The sequence below is a fragment of the Paenibacillus plantarum genome, from assembly GCF_013141695.1.
GTDB lineage: Bacteria > Bacillota > Bacilli > Paenibacillales > NBRC-103111 > Paenibacillus_E > Paenibacillus_E plantarum.
The window spans coordinates 1-20,441 of record NZ_WHNY01000090.1 but is presented as its reverse complement, the minus strand read 5'-3'; the positions used below and the strand labels follow the sequence as shown (position 1 = coordinate 20,441).

The window sequence follows — 20,441 nt, the reverse complement described above, 5'->3', positions numbered from 1 at the left end:
ATTTGAGCGCTTTTTGTTTTCTATAAATCCAATCCGCCTCGCAATTGCGTAATTATCGAATAGATCGGCATGAATCGCAGCCCATTTCCCGGCAAGAACGTCATTTTTCAAAGTTACAGACAATTTTCAAAATATACATCTAGGCATGAACTATCTACAGTAAGGGTATCACAAACGCAATCATCACAGGCATTCCAGCAAGAAGGGGCAGGTACATGAAAACATTTAAAAAAAATTTCAGTTTGACCTTATTGGCGTTACCGGGCATTGCGCTTCTGTTCATTTTTGATTATGTGCCACTCTACGGATTATTGCTTCCTTTCAAGGATTACAAATATGATCTGGGGATCTGGAATAGCCCGTGGGTAGGCTTGGACAATTTTCAGTTTCTATTTAAAGGCGATGTCTTACAACGCGTCCTGAGAAACACACTTCTCTATAACCTGACGTTCATTACGTTAGGTACCTTAATTTCAGTCACATTTGCGTTGATGCTTCGGGAAGTCAGTAAACGATTTGTGAAGGTCTACCAGACCGTGTTGTTCATTCCTTATTTTATCTCCTGGGTGGTAGCGGGGTTTGCCTTCCGTGCCCTCTTGGATATGGATTATGGCGTGTTTAATAAGGGATTGGAAATGCTCGGCATAGGACCAGTGATGTGGTATAACGAACCGAAATATTGGCCATTTATTCTCATTATCGGAGCGGTATGGAAGGGGCTTGGGTACGGTGCGGTCATCTATTATGCGGCACTGATGGGTGTGGATGCGGAGTATTATGAAGCAGCTAAAATAGACGGGGCAGGCAAGCTGCGGCAGGCGATTTCGATCTCGATTCCCATGATTAAACCTATTATTATCATGATGGTCATCCTGCAAATCGGTAAAATTTTCTACAGTGATTTCGGATTATTTTATAACGTAACCCTGAACTCTTCCGCGCTCTATGCAACGACAGATGTCATTGATACCTTCGTTTATCGATCGCTAGTCGACATGGGGGATATCGGAATGGCCGGAGCAGCAGGTTTCTTCCAATCTACGGTCGGTTTTATGTTAGTTCTGTTGACGAATTTTATCGTGAAGAGAATTAATCGTGAAAATTCATTATTTTAAGGAGAATGTCACATGACGACACCACGGATTTCTAGCGCCCGATCACCATTTATGCTGAGTACATGGATTATTCATGCCATTTTTATCCTCGTATGTATTGCGTGCATGTATCCCTTTCTAGTTATTGTAGGAACATCTTTCCAAAATGAAAATGACATTCTCAAGTCAGGGTATTCGATCCTGCCGAAACAGTTCGATTTATCTGCATATCGAGTCATTCTCCACAATCCTGCGGTTCTGCTTAATGCGTATATGGTGACGATTTATACAACGCTGATTGGGACTGTCGCAGGGCTGTGGATTACAACAAGCTTCGCCTTCACGATTTCCAGAAAAGATTATGCCTATCGGAAACAGCTTTCGTTCTATGTGTTTTTTACGATGCTATTTCAGGGTGGGCTGGTCCCATCCTACATTTTGATGGTGAGTTGGTTGGATTTGAAAAATAACGTCTTGGCACTCATTCTCCCTTTCCTCATAACCGGATGGCATGTGTTGTTAATGAGAGGATTCTTACAAACGCTACCTGACGCCTTATTTGAATCGGCCAAAATAGATGGAGCAAGCGAATTTACCATTTTCACACGCATCGTGCTTCCACTTACCAAACCTGCACTGGCGACACTGGGCTTGTTTCTGGTATTGCAGTACTGGAATGACTGGTGGCTAACCCTGCTGTACATTGACCACGAGAATAAAATGAAGCTGCAATATTTACTCATTCGTGTATTGCGTAATATGGAGTTTTTGAATAGTGCCGAAGCGATCCAATACGGTCTGGTTAAGCCAGGACAGCAAGTTCCGAGTTTGAGTGCGCGGATGGCGATGTGTATTCTTGCAGCAGGTCCGATGCTGGTCATCTTTCCATTCTTTCAGCGATATTTCGTTCAAGGTTTGACGGTCGGATCAGTAAAGGGGTAGCGAACAAAAGGTTTTCCAGCGCATGGATCTTTCATCCTGTGTCTGTTATATATAAATGAACATCATATTCTTAAGGGAGGTATGTTTGTGAGTACGGGAAATAAAAAGACAAAGCAAGTTGTAGGCAGCATGATTTCAATGGGGCTGGTTGTTTCCGTGGTTCTTAGCGGGTGCAGCTCAGATAAGAAAGATGAGCCCACTGCCACAGGCACGAGTTCAGCAGCACCCAAGACGACCGAAGCAGCGAAAGAGTTGGTGAACATCAGTTGGTATATGCGTAAACCGATTGATACGATGAAGGATCAAGAAGCGATTGAAGCGGAAGCGAATAAAACGATTAAGAGTGCTGTAAACGCGAATCTGCATTTTACCTTTATTGACGCAGCAAGCTGGGAAGACAAAATGAAATTGATGTCAGCCTCCGGCGAACCCTACGATCTTGTATTTACATCGAACTGGACGAATGCCATCGATTCGAATGTGCAGAAAGGCGCATTTCTGCCACTGGATGATCTTCTGAAGAAATATGGGCAGGATATCCTGGCTAAGGTCGATAAACGCGCTTGGAAATCTGTGACGTATAACGGCAAGATTATGGCGATTCCATCGCAGTCACCTTTTACCACACCATCAGGCATTGTATTCAAAAAAGATTTGGTGACGAAGTACAATGTGGATTATAAGAAAATTAAAAATCTGCAAGATCTTGAGCCATTTTTAGAAACGATTAAGAAGAATGAACCTACGATAACGCCATTGCTTGTCACGAAAACCGTTTCAGCAGCGGGTGATTTTATTGCGGACAATACCCTTGTAACCAAAGGGATTCGATACGATGAAAAAGCGAACCAACTCGTATTAGAGACGGACATTCCCCAATACGTCAACAACTATCGCACCATGCACGATTATTATGTGAAAGGCTATGTAGCCAAAGATGCAGCCATCAAAACGGACTTCACAGCTGAGGCTAAATCCGGGAAATACGCGGTGATGCGTGATTCCGGCGGATACTCAGAGGATGGTTCAAAATCGACAGCACTTTTTGGTTTTCCAACTGCGGAATCGCTAGTCTACTATCCCATCATATCAACAAGTAATATGGTCGGGGCGGCAACAGCCATCTCCAAGACCTCGAAAAATCCAGAAAGAGCGATGGAACTGCTCAATACGGTCTGGAAAGATAAGAAGCTCTCTAACACGCTTGCTTACGGGCTAGAAGGAAAGAACTATACCGTTAAATCCGGTGCCGGAACGGATGCGATGTCCGTAGAAGCGAAGAGTGGAGCAGAACAAACGTGGGCGATCTGGCATAACTGGTTGGGGCCGCTTTGGGATCAATGGGATTCGGGCTGGAACTCTAAGGCATCTCTTGAGTTAATGCAAAAAAATAACAATGAAGCCAAAACATCGGCAATTCTTGGATTCCTTTTTAATGGAGAAGTCGTTAAATCCGAAATCGCGCAAGTAAATGCCGTTTATGCGGAAATGCTTCCTATTCTAATTACAGGTGCGATGCCAGATTATGATAAGTTCTTAGGTGATATGAAGCAGCGCTTGAAAGATGCCGGGTTAGAGAAAATTAAAGCCGAAGCTCAGAAGCAGCTCGACGCTTGGAAAGCACAAAACCAGTAAATGAAAGTTGGAACCGGGCTACTCTTTACTCGGTTCCAATTTTATATGGAAAGCAATAGATATAGGGGGAGTTCGTGATTAAGATTTTTGCAACGCATGCAGTATAAACCATGTGGGAGCGTGATCATTTATGGACAAGAGAAGATGGGCCGCTGGGGCGATCATCTGTGCTTGTATGCTAATGGTACTCATTTTTGTTCTACAATCGACTACCGCAAAAGCGGAGGATGCCCCGCTACAAAGAGTTGATCTGGTTGACGAGAGCTTCTCCTTTCCTAATAACAATACGATGGATGTCCTGCCTTCTAGTTGGGATATTCGTAAAGCGGGGGGGAGTCTTTCCTCTTCCTATCTGAACTGGTTCAAAATAAGTGATACGAATGCAACCTTGCCAGTCTCCATGCGCAGGGAGTTCGTCCAACAAAATGAAGGCGCTATCACGCTAGAGTATCGCTTCAAGCTATCTGCGATTATGGATGGCGTGAAATGGCAGCTGAGTAGTAACGACACAGAGGCCGTCAGTATCGTGACACGTAATGGAGAACTTAGCCTAGAAACCTCCAACGGGGATATACAGGCTTTGCAGACCTATTTAGCAGGTACGGAATATGGCGTTAAAGTCATTGCCAATATAAGTACAAATACCACGGATGTATTTATTAATGGTGTTAATAAAGCCTCGAACGCAAGCTTCAAGAATGCAGTAACCAATCTCAATCATGTGCAGATTCAGACAGGCGCATCTTCGAAAGGAGATATGTTCCTTGCCCCTGTTAAAATTTACAAGGGTTATATGGTCAATGAGAGGTTCATTTCCCTTATGCCAGGTTTTCTACCTGAAGACTGGCAGACGGTTGCCGCTGGCGGAACGGTAGCGGTCGAGGAAATGAAAAGCTCCACGCGTCCAGATGTTTTTAGTCTCAAAATCAATGCCACTGGAGCCACAGGTGAGATGAGCTTAAAGAAAAGCGTGCCGCCGACTTCAGCGAATACGGTCTTGGAATATAAGCTTCTCATTCCGCAAAAGCAGGATGGATATTCTGCAGAAGTCCTGAGTGGCAACACGGCCGTTATGAAGTTGTTAACGGCGAACGGCAAGCTCTCCTATATCAATGATGTAGGTCAGCCCGTACCTTTTTATGATTATATGGCTAATCTTTGGTATGAAGTGAAAGTGAAGCTGAACATGGCGGATGCCACAGCGGATATTTACGTAAATGGGAAAAGGCAAGCACAAGCGGTACCATTGGCAGCGAACTCGGCAAGTTTGGACGGCATCGCATTTAAGGCATCCTCAGCAGCACAAGGTGTGATATGGCTGGATGATATTCTGCTATACGAAGACCTGCCGCTTCCGGCGAATTATGTGCCTGCTCCGACACCTGTGATCTCTACGGATCAGGCGGTCGGTATTCAAAGCTGTCCCATCTGGAGGGAAGGAAATCATCTCGGATGGGATACGATTACGCCTTACTCGGAGCGGGAACCTTATTTAGGTTTCTATGACGAGGGGAACCCAGAGACGGCGGATTGGGAGATTAAATGGATGGCTGAACACGGTATCGATTACCAAATCTCATGCTGGTTTAGACCGACTTTCGGGGAAGGTGTTCCGATTAAAGAACCTTATTTACATGATTCACTTCATGAAGGGTATTTCAACGCTAAGTATAGCGATCAAACGAAATTCGCCATTATGTGGGAAAATGGTGCATCCAAAGCGAAGGATAGCCAAGATTTCCGTACCAACATCGTGCCATATTGGATCGAGTACTATTTCAAGGATCCGCGTTATATGGTGATTGATAATAAACCCGTAATTTCTATTTATAGCCTTACAGGTCTTAAAAGGGATTTCGGCGGCACCTTGGAAGGCGTCAAGGCCGAGATGGATTATTTGAGAAATGCAGTCAAAGCTCTCGGTTTTGATGACATTATTCTTTTGACGACCACTTCCGGATCGGACGCACCGTCCATGAGTGATCGCAAGTTGGCCGGGTTCGATGCCGTCTATGCCTATTCCTGGGGCAGCGTAGGCGGGCATGCGGAAGTTCAGGAATCGTACATGACTGCCCAACGCGATGCGGGCACCATTGATGCCCTGCCGATGATCAGTATGGGAAGAGATGATTTGGCTTGGGGTGGCAATTCAGGTTATTACACGACGCCTTCGGAGTTCCAATCTGTCGCGCAGTGGACAAAAGATACCTTACAACCCTCGTTACCGGCAGGTAACTTAGGTAAGAAAATGGTAATGCTTGATAATTGGAACGAGTTAGGGGAAGGCCATTTCATTATACCTGCAGGCTTAGCGGGGTTTGGCTACCTCGATGCGATCCGAAATGTCTTCACCAGTGGTACAGAGCATTCGGATGTACAGCCGACGCAAGCGCAGAAGGAAAGGATTAACATCCTGCATCCGCCGGATAGATTAATGCCATTAAAGACCCCAACACCTCCAGCAGTTACGGATCAGTATGGGTTGTTCTGGGGGTTCGATACCAACGGTGATCAGGAAGGCTGGAGTGTGCTGAAACAAGTCAGCAATGGTGTGGTGAGTAATGGGGCCTTCTCAGGAACAGCGAACAACATTGATCCTGGCCTCATGTCGGCGGACCACTTGAATATTCAAGCTTCAGCGCATCCCTATCTGAAAATCAGGATGAAGAGCAACAAGAACTCCTCAGGTCAGGTGTTCTTTATTACCAATGAAGATACGACTTGGAACGAAGTTAAATCCATGAGCTTTTACGTAGAACACAATGAAACTGGCTATACCGACTATGTGATAGATATGTGGAAGAATGCGAAATGGGAGGGGGATATTCGGCAGATCCGATTTGATCCTCTGACGGTTCCTGGCGACTTTAGCATAGATGCTATTGGGGTTGTTTACTCGCCAGATACAGGTATCAGTGTGAAAATCGACGGCAAAAAGGCCCAATTCTATGAAAAGCCAACTTTAGCTACTCAATCGATCATGGTTCCAGCGGGGGAAATGCTGAAGCTGATAGGTGCCAGTACGGAATGGGAAGAAGCGACACAAACCCTAATTGCCGTTAAAGACAATCGGATATATAGACTCAAGGCTGGTGAACAGACAGCCTATAAAGATAGCCAGAGTATCGTGCTGGAACGTGCTCCTGAACTGCAGCCGTCGGGCGAGCTTTTAATTCCAGTCACTTTCTTCAATCAAGCTTTCGGGTACGTTGTGAATTGGGATGCAAATGGTCAGACTGTCGACATGTATACCACATCAAAGATTTGGGATTTTAATAATTTTGATGGTTGGACGACTAACAATCAAGTGACGGGAGGTCAGACGATAGGCGGAATCTATCAAGCCACCTCAACGGGGAGTGGGCCTGAGCTGATTTCACCCGACAACATCAATTTCGCTGCTTCCTCCATTCAGAGGGTTAAGATAATACTTAGAAATAACACAAGCAGTAATGAAGCTCAGGTGTATTTTAGAACGTCTGCATCATCTGAATGGAATCCCCTGAATAAGTTGACGACATTTGTGCTGCCTAATGATCCAAACCTCAGGGAGTATGTGTGGGATCCGAGTACAAATTCGGCGTGGACTGGAACGATTAAACAAATTAAAGTGGTTCCGGTAAATGCACAAGGGAATTTTGATGTTGATGCCATTACGTTGGATACGGCGGCAATTGTAGCTGTAAAAGGGAATAACCTGATCGCTAATCCAGGTATGGAATCAGAGGTTATTCCGAACGGATGGGAAACGATAAGGGAACGGAACACGGAGCAATACCATAGCGGGCACCAATCTCTGCAAGTTACGAAAACAAACAAATACGGCAGTGTTCAGTTTCCAGTGACTATTGAGAAAGGGAAGGAATATGCGTATTCCGCTTGGGCAAAGCTGCAAACTGATTTGACACCTGGCAAAGTGGTAAGGCTGTGTCTTTCATATAGCGTAGATGGCGTGACGAAGCAGCTAATTTTGTTCTCGAGCCCAGTGCTGAGCAGCACGGATTGGAAACAGGTGAATGGCACCTATACCATCAATGAGACAGGGAACGTTACGAATGTCACGATGTATCTTTTTACAGACGCGCCAGCTGAGAATGATGTGTATGATTTGGATGATGTAGAAGTAAGGCCCGTTACCTATAAAGAATCGCCAGCATGGGTGTATGTAACGGATATGAGCCTGAATAAAAGCTCCACGTCGATTATGGTAGGAAAAACCGAAACATTGTTGCCAGCCATTTTGCCTGCCGATGCGTTTAATAAAGAAGTTGTCTGGCATTCAGATCATCCGGAAGTGGCCACTGTCGATGTGAATGGCGCCGTTTATGGACGAAGTCTAGGCGTTGCACAAATCACGGGGATAACCGTTGATAGCGGTAAAACCGCTACGAGTACGGTAACCGTCATCGAACGAACGAACGAAACGGTAAATTTAACGGTGAAGCCCGATGGAACAGGGGATTTTGTATCACCGAAGCTTGCGAACGACAGCATTAAAGATAGCGGGCCCGAGAAACAGTATGTGATTTTGATTTATCCAGGCGTGTATACAGATAAGAATTGGGTGGTAAAGCCCTATGTGACTCTCCGAGGCACAGACAGGGATCTTGTTTGGCTAAAGGGAGAGAATATCGCGTCAGCTACGAATAGTGAAATCACCGAACAATCGACCCTGTGGCTGAAGGGAACGGCCAATCTAGAGAACTTGACGATTACAGCCAAAAACATGAGATATCCGCTTCACAGCGAGGACAACGGCAACAATAAAGACGCTGTCCATATTGTCAGGAATGTCCACGTCGAGCATTACGGGAATCTGGAAGCGGTCGATTACCGCAAGAACTGGGTGGCAGCGCATCCAGGAGTTACTCCAACAGCAGATCTTGACCCAGCTCAGGTGTGGGGAGGAGTTAGCGGTAACGGTTCCCATGCTTGGGGGTATGGTTCAGCGAGCGGTGAAACAGAAACCTTCTATGACAGTACCTTTGTTTCCAAGGCTGACGGTTGGTACGTGCACAATCGAGAGGATTTTACAAAACCTCAGATTAATGTTATCAACAACAGCAGAATCGTTTCAACAGTACAGTCAAATCCTATTTCCATACAATCCTTAGGAAGCGGAACACAGGATGAAGTCATTTTCAATAACAGTGAGTTCGTGGGAACCTACATGTTTCAGAATGATGCACCTTGGATTACACAAAGACCTGAGAATCAATATGCGAATCACGCGGACTATAAGGTTACGTTCAATCACAGTACACCAATCGGATATGCGGACGGTCATAGAGGAAGAGCGCTGGCGCTATTTAGTTCATCCACGGGAAGCAGCTCTAATGTGAAAGTGAGTGGGAGTGCAGTTTCCGATATTCTGGGAACTTATATAACCCGTGATGGCGGCGGAGGTTTGAAGGGGTACTTGTACGGTTACTGGGATATCTCAGGGATTAAGGTGGGATTGAGTTCCAATATCCAAGTGAATAATACGCTCGGAAGAAGGCTGGGAGACGGTACAGTCAATCCCAAAACCTTGCAGGTACTCTTTGAGAATGGGACGACCAAAACGATCTTGTTTAATGAAAATTATACGGAACAGACGAACGCTTATATCATCAATGTCATCAATGCTGCATTGGGCACTTCAGGCTATGCGGTAGAATATAACGTAACGGGGAACGAATATTATCCACAAGTACCGGATAAACAAATGACACTGCAGAATCATACGCAAGTTGGCATTCCGCGATTTGCCGCTGTATCTTTTGATAACGATAAAACGACATTGCGCCTCATGACACCTGGTGATTCAGCGGAGAGCTTCATAGGCATTACATTGGAGTCCATTGCACCAGGACAGTCGGGTAGAGTATTGACGGAAGGCATCATGAGAAAGGATCAATTATATGGATTTGCTGGCAGCATCAGTGTAGGAACCAAGATTTCAATTGGAAGTCAAGCGGGAAGCTTGCTTGGAAATGCGAACAAACCTGCACTTCTAACAGGTGTTTTGACGGATTGGGCTTCTTTTAAAGGAAATACGAGTTGGATTGAAGTCACTGGGGTAAGCCTGAACAAATCCTCATTAAGCTTGACCTTGGGTCAGTCAGAAGCGCTTGTCGTGACAGTGCTGCCAACCGATGCAAGCAAAGCGGTAACTTGGAGCTCGGATCAGCCGAATGTGGCGACGGTGGATGCAACAGGAACTGTGCATGCGAATAGCTCGGGTACGGCCACGATCACAGTAACAGCTGCCAAGGGTGGGAAAACAGCCACGGTTGCCGTTACGGTGCTAGCTCCTTTAGTTGGCGACAACTTGATCAGCGATCCAGGTATGGAGGGGGCAACACCACTTTATTCTGGGTGGGAAATTGTGAGGGCAATGAACACACTACAAGCCCATAGCGGAAGCCAGTCATTAAAGATCACTAAGACGAACGCTTTTGGAAGCATCAATTTTACCGCCAATATCCAAAAAGGATATGAGTACTATTATTCGGTTTGGGCCAAATTGGCGCCAGAATCCACAGCGGGTGTGGTGCTGCGTTTAGGTCTGACGTATAAGGTAGATGGCGTAACGAAACAAAAGATTATCTTAACAAGTCAACCTTTAAGTGGCTCGTCTTGGACGCATCTAGAAGGTATGTATACCGTTCAAGAGACAGGTAATGTAACGAATATGTCCATGTACCTGTTCACGGATCTACCTGCAGGATTGGATTCCTACTATCTAGACGATGTAGAAGTTCGACCAGTCGTCACAGATACCATGCCACCAGTAACGACATCGTCGTTATTACCTGCTGAGCCGGATGGTCCTAATGGTACGTATGTGAACCCGGTAAGCCTCACACTGGCAAGTACCGACAGTCTTTCGGGTGTAGCGAAGACGGAGTACAGCTTGGATAACGGAGCAACCTGGCAGTTGTACACGTCATCCTTAACGTTTGCTGAACAAGGTCCCATCAACCTCATCTACAGATCAACGGATCGAGCAGGTAATGTGGAGCCCTCTCAACAGCTTGCCTTTACACTCGCTGCGGCAGCTGTAAGGGTGCAACTCCAAGACAGCAACGGTAATCCGCTGAGCGGTGGCATAGTGAAATACTATGATGGAGGATGGAAGGATTTTGGTGTGACTGGTACCGACGGGAGAGTAAGTAAGAGCCTTCCTGCTAATACCTATACGTTTAGCATGACCTATGAGGGGACGAATAAGGAGCAAGTGCAGCATACGGGAACGAACGGCGTGGTTGCCTTCCAGACAGTGAAGGTTAAAGCGCAGCTGAAGGATAGCCAAGGCCATCTAATGGACGGTGGCAGTGTGAGCTATTACGCGGGAAGCTGGCTAACGATGGGCAGTACAATTGGCGGCGAAGTCAGCAAAGAGCTGTTGCCTGGTTCCTATACGTTTAGCATGACCTATGAGGGGACGTATAGAGAGCAGCTACAGCATATAGGCAGTGACCCCGTGGTTGTCTTTCAGACGGTCAAGGTTAAGGCACAGCTGAAGGATAGCCATGGGCATCTAATGGACAGCGGCAGCGTGAGCTACTACGCGGGAAGCTGGCTGACGATGGGAAGTACAACTAGCGGCGAGATCAGCAAGGAACTGCTGCCTGGTACGTATACGTTTGGCATGACTTATGAAGGGACGTATAAGGAGCAAGTGCAGAATGTAAGCATTGACCCCGTTGTTGCTTTCCAGACGGTCAAAGTCAAGGTGCAGCTGAAGAATAGCCAAGGCAATCTGCTGGACGGTGGCAGCGCGAGCTATTATGCGGGAAACTGGTTAACGTTGGGAAGTACAACTGGCGGCGAGATCAGCAAGGAACTGCTGCCTGGTACGTATACGTTTGGCATGAGCTATGGAGGCATTAACAAAGAAATTGTAGCTGCAATTACAACAAATCCAACAATCGTATTTGAGATGTAACCTTGTGGGAACGACAAAACGAAGGTCTACGGATCTTCGTTTTGTTTACCACATTAGAAAGTATAAGTTTTCGGTTACCGAAAAATGGCTTGCTAATTGGCGATAAAAACAACCTTTGAAACGCGGTCGCACATCCTCGAAGGACTTCGATAGAAGGTTTTCTCAATTTTTATATTCATTCAATTGGAGGCCAGTAGAAATGACGACTATTCAAGCCATCGTTTTTGAAAGTGCAAACAAAGTGGGGTTCGGTACATTCACATTACCTGAAATGACCGCTGATCAAATGCTAGTTAAAACACGATATACATTCGTTTCAAGTGGAACGGAAACACGCGTATTGGGTGGTCACTATGGTGCGGCTGACAAATTCCCATTAATACCAGGATATGCGGCTGTTGGTGAGGTGGTCCAAATAGGCGCGAATGTAAAGGGTTATCGTGTAGGTGACCTTCTAAGCTATAACCCGCAAACCGGCCCGAAGGACATCTATTCACAATGGGGAGGACAGGCCAGCATGCATCTGGTTGGCGTAGATGATAAGCCGATTCTGTTGCCAAACGGGTCGGATCCCTTAGATTATGTCGTTAGTCAGGTGGCAGCTATCAGCTTGCGAGGTGTCATGGCAGCGCAGCCACAGCGTGATGAATGTGCGGTGGTCATCGGACAGGGCGTAATTGGGGCTTTCTCCGCGGGTCTTCTAGTCAGTCAAGGCTGTAGGGTGATCGCTATTGATCTATCGGAGTCTAGACTTAAGCGTTCCTTAAGTTACGGTGTTCACGCTTGTGTCCAGGCCTCCGACCCAGATGCCGTGGAGCGTATTCTTGCCTATTGTGATGGCGGTGCCAACATGGTTATTGAAGCTTCAGGTTCCGCACAAGGCGTATCGCTTGCTCACAAGCTGATTCGTAAAACGCCAAATGTGTACCGCGATCCGAAAACGTATTATGTGAACCCTATATCTGGTTTTGTCGGCCATTGGCCGCGTATTGTCTATCAGGGTACCTATATCGAGAAAATAAGCCTTGATCCAAGGGTCGATTTACAATCAGAAGGCGTTCTCCTTCTAATGCCTGGGGACCGAGGGAACGAAGATAGGTTGAATGCGGTCGAAGCCATTCGGCGGAAAGTAATTGATCCCCGGCTTTATATCGATCGCGTGGTCCCATATACCGAAGCACCATCGGCATATGAACAATTACGCTTGCACCCGAATGACGTCTTCTCCGTCGTATTTGATTGGGCTCAATAACGCATAAAGAAAGGCCGAACAGCTAACAGGTTGATCTGTTAACATGTTCGGCCTTTAATGTGTATTAATCGTGGGCAACTAGCGCTCTATTGATCGGTATTTTGCCTGTGATCGCCTGTAAAAGATATTCAACCGTACAGTCAATATCCCCGTACGTATTCACAATCGTATCAATCGAAGCTTGGTATTCCTTATGAACGAAAGGATGGAAGTGAGAAACAAATATAATTGGCGTATCAAACTTTGTCCAGCCGCCCATCATGTTTCTCGCTATTTCGTCATGCAGTCGAACGACGTTCAGCCCGTAGCTTAGGCGGCTGCCGATTGAGCAAATGATTACATCGTACGTTTTGCTGGCAACGGCCTGAAATAAAGCGTCGGGACCGGGATCGATCCATTGATCCACCAAATTGGTGTATCGGCCGATCCCACGTTTCATTTTATCCAATAACTCCCCATAACGCTCGTGATTGTTCATAATGACAGCATGCAATACTTTCGTGTCCGGTAGAATGGGATAGGGGAGCAATCCTCCACGATCTCTAACCAACGTAATACTTTGTTTCACAACGTTCTCGGCTAATGCCGCGTGGACCGCTTTATCTGGTGACAGCTTGCCCAGAGCGGATTGCGTGTCTTGGAAAAGGCCGAACTGCTCTTTGAGCGACACAATTCTGCATGCCCGATCTCGGAGTGTCTCTAGAGACAAGCTGCCGCTATCGAATCTACGTTCCATCTCTGTGTAGAATCGCTCGTCCATTCTTGGGAACAGCAACATGTCACAGCCATTGGTCAATGCCGCCGCACAAGCATCATAGTAGTTCATATAGCCGACAACTCCGCCCATCTCAATCGCGTCCGAGACGACCAATCCCTCAAATCCCATCTCATGTCTCAGCAAATCAATCAGCAGCTTTTTGGAAACTGTCGCAGGCGGATAGAGTCCACGCTCATCCGGTTCGTCAAAGGCAGGGAACGCAATATGCCCTGGCATTAGCGTCATAGCACCCTGATCGATCAGGGTTTGGAAAACGCGTCCTGGCCCGTTTCTCCAAGCATCTGCATCGAGTGGTAGATCAGGCGTCGTCAGATGTTGATCCCAAGAGGAATATCCGTCACCGGGGAAGTGCTTAATCGTAGCCATCATACCGTTAGCCTGCAGGCCTGTCATATAAGCCCCAGCTATCTTAATGGCTTGTTCGGGGTTTTTACCTGCACTTCGTAGACTAACAACTGGACTGTCAGGATCTACCGCTAAGTCTGCCACAGGTGAGAACGTCCAATTGTAGCCAAGCTCTCCAGCTTCTATCGCCGTACTTGTACCAACCTCATAAGCTAGATCTGTCGAGTTTGTCTGGCTTAACCCCATCATATATGGAAACTTCGTTGCGCCTAGTATCATATTGCCAGGACCGCATTCGAGATCACTAACAATGAAAGGAGGGATGCTGCAAAAATGCTTAAAGCGTTTAATAATTTGCTGTAATTCTATCCGTTCCATGGGATGAAAGAACATCGCTCCGAATTCTTCAAGTCGCTCCTTGCCAACCAGACCGTAGGTCGGGCAGCATACTTGATTTAATAATTGTCTGAATGAAAGTGATTCAACTAATTTTTTAGCTCGTTCCGTTTGGCTGATTTTGTACTTCATCGATAGGCCTCCTTCGTTCGTTATTGGCTTCTAGCATTCACAAATGGATACTAGGATTCTAATTCGTTCTTTTGGGTTTTTAATTGTTTGACATTGCTTTTTAACGCGTATTCTTTAGGCGTTATGCCAAAATGCTTTTTAAATAAGCTAAAGAAATACGTTTCGTTTAAAACGCCTATTTTTTCTACAATTTCCCGTACGCTAATTTCACTTTCGGATAAGTATTCTGCTGCTTTGGCCAACCTTGTTTCATTGATATAGTCTGCAACGGATAGATGCATGGCATCTTTGAAGAGATTCCCTAGACGTCTTTGGGATATTTTCATAATAGAAGCAATGGATGCCAAACAGAGAGAAGGATCTTGGAAATGGGTCTCAATATACTCGGCTACTGTTTCTACAACGTAATGATTTACTTTATTTGTTGTACCTTCTGACTTTGTTTCCAAGGAATCTTTAATTGCACCAAAAATCGTTTCGTGGATACTGGTTAATGTCTCTTTCTCCATGAGCTGAAGTGAAAAGCTAGAGAGATCAATGAGAAGAGAGGGCGTTGCTGGTTCTGAGCTGGATTCCAACGTCTTCTTGGTCGTTTCCAATAGCCGAAAAGTTGAAGCAAGCGCATTATAATAGTTGAGTTGGCTAATATCGTCAAACAGCCGTCTCATAGTGTCCTCGATGTCAGCTAAGTTGCGTTTACGAAGAGCTTCCTGTAAGTGGGATTCAAGAATTTTGGCATAGCCTGTTTTTGGATTATCTTCATTAAGGAGCAATCCCTTGGCATCGAGAATAGAATTATGGCCATAGATAAAGCGGTAAACGGTTTGATCAAGTGCTTTATTATAGAGGGTATGTAACGAGTCAATCGTATTCGATATAGGACTGATAGACGCAGTAAATGTAATTTTATAAAACTGTTGAACATACTGTTGTGCTTCTTGAATGAATGATGTCACGTTGGTTTCAAAGCGCTCATGCTCTTGAGGAATACTAAGAATGAGAACAACATGATCATCCTTTAAATCAAGGCCTTCATTGATATAGGCTCGGGAAATCCATTCCGATGTGATGTTAATCATAGCGTAGCGAATGGTTTCTTTATCTTTGGAAGAAAAACTTCTTTGAAAGTCTTTATAGTTGTCTATTTTCAAAAGTAAAATCGCATATGACGTATCTAAGGGTAAGCTTATTTTCATTTCAAGAAAGATACGTTCTAGCTCGGCGTTATCCAATTTTAGATTTTCTGTCAGTATGCGATTTAACCAATAGTGCTTCATCACATCTCCGTATTGGTAAATTTGTTTGTCATAAAGCTTTAATTTTTCCATGGATTGCTTATAGACATAATCCAAATAGGATATTTCGTCGCCCTTTCCTCTTTGTTCGAATTTATGGAGACGACCAGATGAAATGGTTTGCACTAAATTGCCAATAGGACTATAGATTTTACGGGAAATACTGACGGAAATGACAATAGCCATCACAAGGAAAATGAGTGTTATAAAGATAATACTCGTCTTAAAACCTTGAATATACCCATACACTTCCAGGGTGGGTTGAATCTTCAATAACGTCATGTTAATACTATCGAGATAAAGGTAAGTTACTAAATACTGCGTGTCCATGAACTTACTTTTAAACGAGCTTTCAGCTTCTAAAGCTGAAGCGTTTTTGGTATGATTTTCAACCTCGTCCTTTAACCACTTTAATTTAGCCGTATGTTCTTGGTTTTCATCCACATCAATATAGTCACCATGCTGATCTAGGAGATATATATTATTTCCTTGTTGCCGATCAACCATATTGATTTGCTTAATGTTGCCGAGCAGCCATTCTGGTTTGACATTAATCACCACAGCACCGTTCGGTTTTTCAATATTCATTGAGGTTTCATACATAAAATAAGAAAGAACACGTTCACTTTTGTTAGTTTCATTTACTACTTTGTGGATATCGCGAAAAATGGGTTTTAATTTCGGCAGCAATTGATTTGAATTGAATAATGCTAACAATTGTGGATCATCGAAGAAAATGGGGGAACCTGCATTGTAAAATTGATCCAGATTACGATTATATACACTGATGGAGTGAATGTATGGATAAGAGGAGGTTAGCGAATTGACGACATTGTTAATGCGTGTGATGACGTCAACGATATTTTCCTGCTCCGCGTACATAATGGACGTAATGTCATTATTTAAATAGAGGGACTGCGTGAGTCGACTCATCGTTTCATTCATGATATTCGTATTATATTTGACTTGAAGCAGTATTTTTTTACTATTGTCCGATTCCTTATTAATCATTAAGCTTTGTGCATTTAAATAAATGATGACAGACAGAATCCCAACAATGAATAGAACGGATGCGCTGATCCACAAGACGATTTTCAAAAGAAAGCTTTTGGAAGCAAATAATGCGCGTAGTTTCATGGATTATCCTTCCTCTTCTGTGCCTTGTAGAAGTGAGAATAGCTTATATAAAACTAAAAGTAAATATAATTGGCGAATCTCATAGTAATGAACATAAATCATATAGTTAATAAATAAAAAGTGTCATTATTTAAAGCGATGGCGTTGTGTCTATCTTCATTTTCACATGGGTGACTCTGGGGCGAGTGGAACGAAATGGCCCAAACCTTATCCAATGGATTAGGTTTTTATTATTATTAATAAGGTTAATGAAATCGTTCCCTCATGCAAAATGTTTATGTTAAACTGGTTCATGTAGCTAATTATCACTAACCCACGCAATCACCCTTTTAGAGTAGATCATAGACTACAAGAATCGATTCCCCAACAACCCTCACTCTACTACGGACCGACTCTACGAAAAGGCGCTGAAACTATCTATGTTGTATTTGTACCGTTCTGTCCTTGGCTATTTAACGAATAGCAAAAGAATATTTACGCTTTTCTTCTTAGCGCTGCTATTCGAGCTATCCTTCGAGTACTTCACCTCCCTAAGTATTAAATACTTAATTGACGATGCGATTACGCCTCGGAATATGACGATCTTCTTTGGCTTATTACTAGCGCTACTAATTGGTGGAGTTTTGAATTTACTGATTGGCGTCGGCGGGGATTATGCCATGTCCAAATTAAATGAAACAATTCTCATTGGCTTACGCAAAGATCTCTACGAACAGACGCAAAAGCTTTCCGCTCATTTCTATTCGCGCTATCGGATCGGGGATATTGTCGCTCGTTTTACAATGGATATTCCGGCTGTGGAGCATGCGATGATGCAGACGTTTTCCACGTTAATTCTGGCGAGCCTTAGCATAGTGGTTGGTACAGTCCTATTGTTTGTCTTGGAGTGGAAGCTAGCGCTCGTAGCTTTTGTAGGCATTATTTTTATGTTTATCCCGCAAAAACTACTGAATAAACGAGCACAGCACTATAACGAGGAGTATGTGGGCATCGTAGAGTCATTTTCCAATAATATGGATGAGGAAATGAAGGCATTTAAGCTGATCCGTGGCTTTCAATTGCAAGACTCAATGAAGAAGAGATTCAATAAGCAGTTGCAAGTTTGGTTTAGACTAGGGGTCAAAAGGAGTTTCATTAACTCCAATCTGGAGCGTCTCCCCATTATGGTGTTGTCGGTCGTTAACGTGATTATCCTTGGCTTGGGGGGCTATTTTACCTTTCAAGGTACGATGACGATCGGTGATCTAATAGCGTTCTACTCGGTTTTCGATACTGTTGGTGTTTCGGTTATTCAATTCATGGAGGTCGTTCCGGATCTGATTGAAGGCGAAGTGGGCATCCGGCGCATTAATGAAGTGCTCGAGATCCGTCCCGATCTGGAGGATAATGAGGAAGCAATAGATAATCCGTCGATTACTAATGAGATTAAATTTGATAAGGTTACTTTCGGTTACACGGATGCGCATCCCGTCATTCAGGATCTGTCGCTCTCGATTCCCGTGGGCAGCTATGTTGCTTTGGTAGGTCCAAGTGGTTCTGGCAAAAGCACGCTGCTTCAATTGCTGATGCGTTTCTACGATCCGCAGCAAGGTTCGATCCAAATTGATGATCTGGATATACGTAAGATTCGTCTCTCTGCTTTGCTCACGCAAGCTGGCGTTATTTTTCAAGAGCCATATCTCTTCCATGCGACGATACGTGATAATCTGCTAGTAGGTCATCCTGATGCAACAGAAGAAGAGCTTATGAAAGCTACAGCTGCGGTTGAGGTTCACGAGGCTATTATGCAAATGTCGAGCGGCTACGATACCTGGATTGAAAATGATGGAGCCAACTTATCCGTCTCTCAGCGCCATCGGATTTCGATTGCCCGAGCGTTACTTCGCTCGAACGAGTTGACGTTCTTGGACGAAGTAGCGGCATCCTTAGATCCAGAGTCAGAAATAGCGCTGAATGAAACCATTTCACGCGTGAATCAAGGTCGCACAATCGTAGCCGTGTCGCATCGACTAAAAACCGTTTCACACGCGGATCTTATTTATTTTATCAAAGAAGGTAGAGTGCTAGAGTACGGGACTCATAGTGAGTTGATGGAGCGGCAAGGTGCTTACTACAGTCTGTGGCAGAAGCAGCAAGGCTTCCAATTATCGCATGATGGTGAAGTCGTTATCGAAGTGGACCGGTTAAGACAGATGCCATTCTTTGCTTATATGAACGAGGATCTCTTGCATGAAATCAAAGATTTGCTGACAACGGAGAAAATGACTAGCGCTCAAGATGTCTTCCGGCAAGGAGAAGCGGGCAATAAACTGTATATCATCGCACGCGGTAAAGTTGAAGTGACGAAACGCAATGCCCAAGGGGAGAACGTGCGAGTAGCTGTCCTTCAAGATGGGGATCATTTTGGCGAAATCGCACTGCTAAAGGATGCTCCACGAAACGCTAACATCACTGCGTTGACCGATTGCACCTTATTGTCACTGACTCGCAAGCAGTTACTGCCTTTATTGGATCGCTACGAGGATATGAAGGCGAAGTTGAATCAGTCGCTGAGCGAGCGGAGTTAAACGGTTAATGACTGCCAAAACGGTCACATTGGACCTGCCAACGAAAATCTACACAACACTTTCCTAAAAGCGCGTCATCTTTTATAATACTCTGCAAGGATATATATCGGTGCATTAGGAGGTCCATATACATGGAATTAATAGAAACATACAAGAGGTATAGACAAAATCATGTAGGAATTCACACGAAGGTACTAGATAATCATGTCCATGCAGGTGAATTCAAAGAGTCCGCGAAAATTCTAGGCATTCTTAATAACAATAATCGAGTGGTAATTGAATCCGTTGCGGAACAAGATGCAATGTATGATTTTAATATTTACTCAAATATTCGAAGTGGAAAAAGTACGTTATCTGCATTCGTTGATTTGTACTCGCCTGAAAGTAATGAAGAAGAAAAATTGTTAAGTGCGATGCTAGAATCCCATGTTTCGCTTTATGAGGTTCTGGAAATTCACGCGGAGGAGGGAACTCTTCTCATTACCGATATCCTTAACGGAGCGAGAAACCCTATTAAACTTGTAGATCTTAGTTTGAGTAAAAGCATGAGCAATAATATTTTAATATTTACTAGATTGATTGACCTTGGAGAGTTCAACATGACATCGGGACTAGGATTCATGTTTTCCGCCAATCATAAAGATTTCATCATGAAGAGAACTCAGAAAATGTTAAAAAAAATGAAAACAGGTGACTCGATGACAGATAGATTTGTTGTTTTCTTTAATTTAAATCGTTCGGATGGAATACAAGTGTTTTTTGAAAATGTAGAGTAAGAAGGATTGGTATACTTAGAAAAGTAGTTAGCTAATTGGAAAAATAAAACATTGCATTCTTTGTCGAAACCATGCTATATTACAACTCCGGCCGCAAGACAGGCAGGCGAGAGTAACTGAAAGTAACTCGAAAAAAAGTAGTTGCACATTAAAAGTAAA

9 protein-coding genes are annotated in these 20,441 nt (G+C 44.3%); 7 read left to right on the top strand and 2 right to left on the bottom strand.

Translation table 11 applies throughout. The features are described from left to right. Positions 1-215: 215 nt before the first annotated feature. The 5 genes from GC096_RS35315 (at position 216) to GC096_RS35295 (ending at position 12,856) form a co-directional block, all read left to right on the top strand. Positions 216-1,115: an ABC transporter permease gene (locus GC096_RS35315; protein ID WP_171637419.1), complete on the top strand. Its 900-nt coding sequence runs from the start codon at positions 216-218 to the stop codon at positions 1,113-1,115. A gap of 12 nt (positions 1,116-1,127) precedes the next feature. Beyond that, complete coding sequence (locus GC096_RS35310; protein ID WP_171637417.1) at positions 1,128-2,036, top strand: carbohydrate ABC transporter permease; 909 nt, start codon at positions 1,128-1,130, stop codon at positions 2,034-2,036. A gap of 87 nt (positions 2,037-2,123) precedes the next feature. Continuing rightward, positions 2,124-3,671: a DUF3502 domain-containing protein gene (locus GC096_RS39430; protein ID WP_171637415.1), complete on the top strand. Its 1,548-nt coding sequence runs from the start codon at positions 2,124-2,126 to the stop codon at positions 3,669-3,671. Between the two features lie 130 nt (positions 3,672-3,801). Next, positions 3,802-11,604 carry an Ig-like domain-containing protein gene (locus GC096_RS35300; RefSeq protein WP_171637413.1) on the top strand — a complete coding sequence of 2,601 codons (7,803 nt, stop codon included), beginning with the start codon at positions 3,802-3,804 and terminating at the stop codon, positions 11,602-11,604. Positions 11,605-11,803: 199 nt separating this feature from the next. Further along, positions 11,804-12,856 carry a zinc-dependent alcohol dehydrogenase gene (locus tag GC096_RS35295; RefSeq protein WP_171637411.1) on the top strand — a complete coding sequence of 351 codons (1,053 nt, stop codon included), beginning with the start codon at positions 11,804-11,806 and terminating at the stop codon, positions 12,854-12,856. Between the two features lie 64 nt (positions 12,857-12,920). Here GC096_RS35295 and GC096_RS35290 read toward each other — a convergent pair whose 3' ends face one another. Both GC096_RS35290 and GC096_RS35285 read right to left on the bottom strand, forming a co-directional pair. Beyond that, positions 12,921-14,507 (bottom strand): glycoside hydrolase family 3 protein, encoded by a 1,587-nt coding sequence (locus GC096_RS35290; protein WP_171637410.1) that lies wholly within the window; start codon positions 14,505-14,507, stop codon positions 12,921-12,923. 50 nt (positions 14,508-14,557) lie between these two features. Further along, positions 14,558-16,939 (bottom strand): helix-turn-helix domain-containing protein, encoded by a 2,382-nt coding sequence (locus GC096_RS35285; RefSeq protein WP_171637408.1) that lies wholly within the window; start codon positions 16,937-16,939, stop codon positions 14,558-14,560. A gap of 419 nt (positions 16,940-17,358) precedes the next feature. On the opposite strand from GC096_RS35285, the gene GC096_RS35280 reads away from it, so the two are divergent. Both GC096_RS35280 and GC096_RS35275 read left to right on the top strand, forming a co-directional pair. Then, positions 17,359-19,506 (top strand): ABC transporter transmembrane domain-containing protein, encoded by a 2,148-nt coding sequence (locus GC096_RS35280; RefSeq protein WP_171637406.1) that lies wholly within the window; start codon positions 17,359-17,361, stop codon positions 19,504-19,506. A gap of 131 nt (positions 19,507-19,637) precedes the next feature. Next, complete coding sequence (locus GC096_RS35275; RefSeq protein ID WP_171637399.1) at positions 19,638-20,282, top strand: DUF7986 domain-containing protein; 645 nt, start codon at positions 19,638-19,640, stop codon at positions 20,280-20,282. The last annotated feature ends 159 nt before the right edge of the window (positions 20,283-20,441 follow it).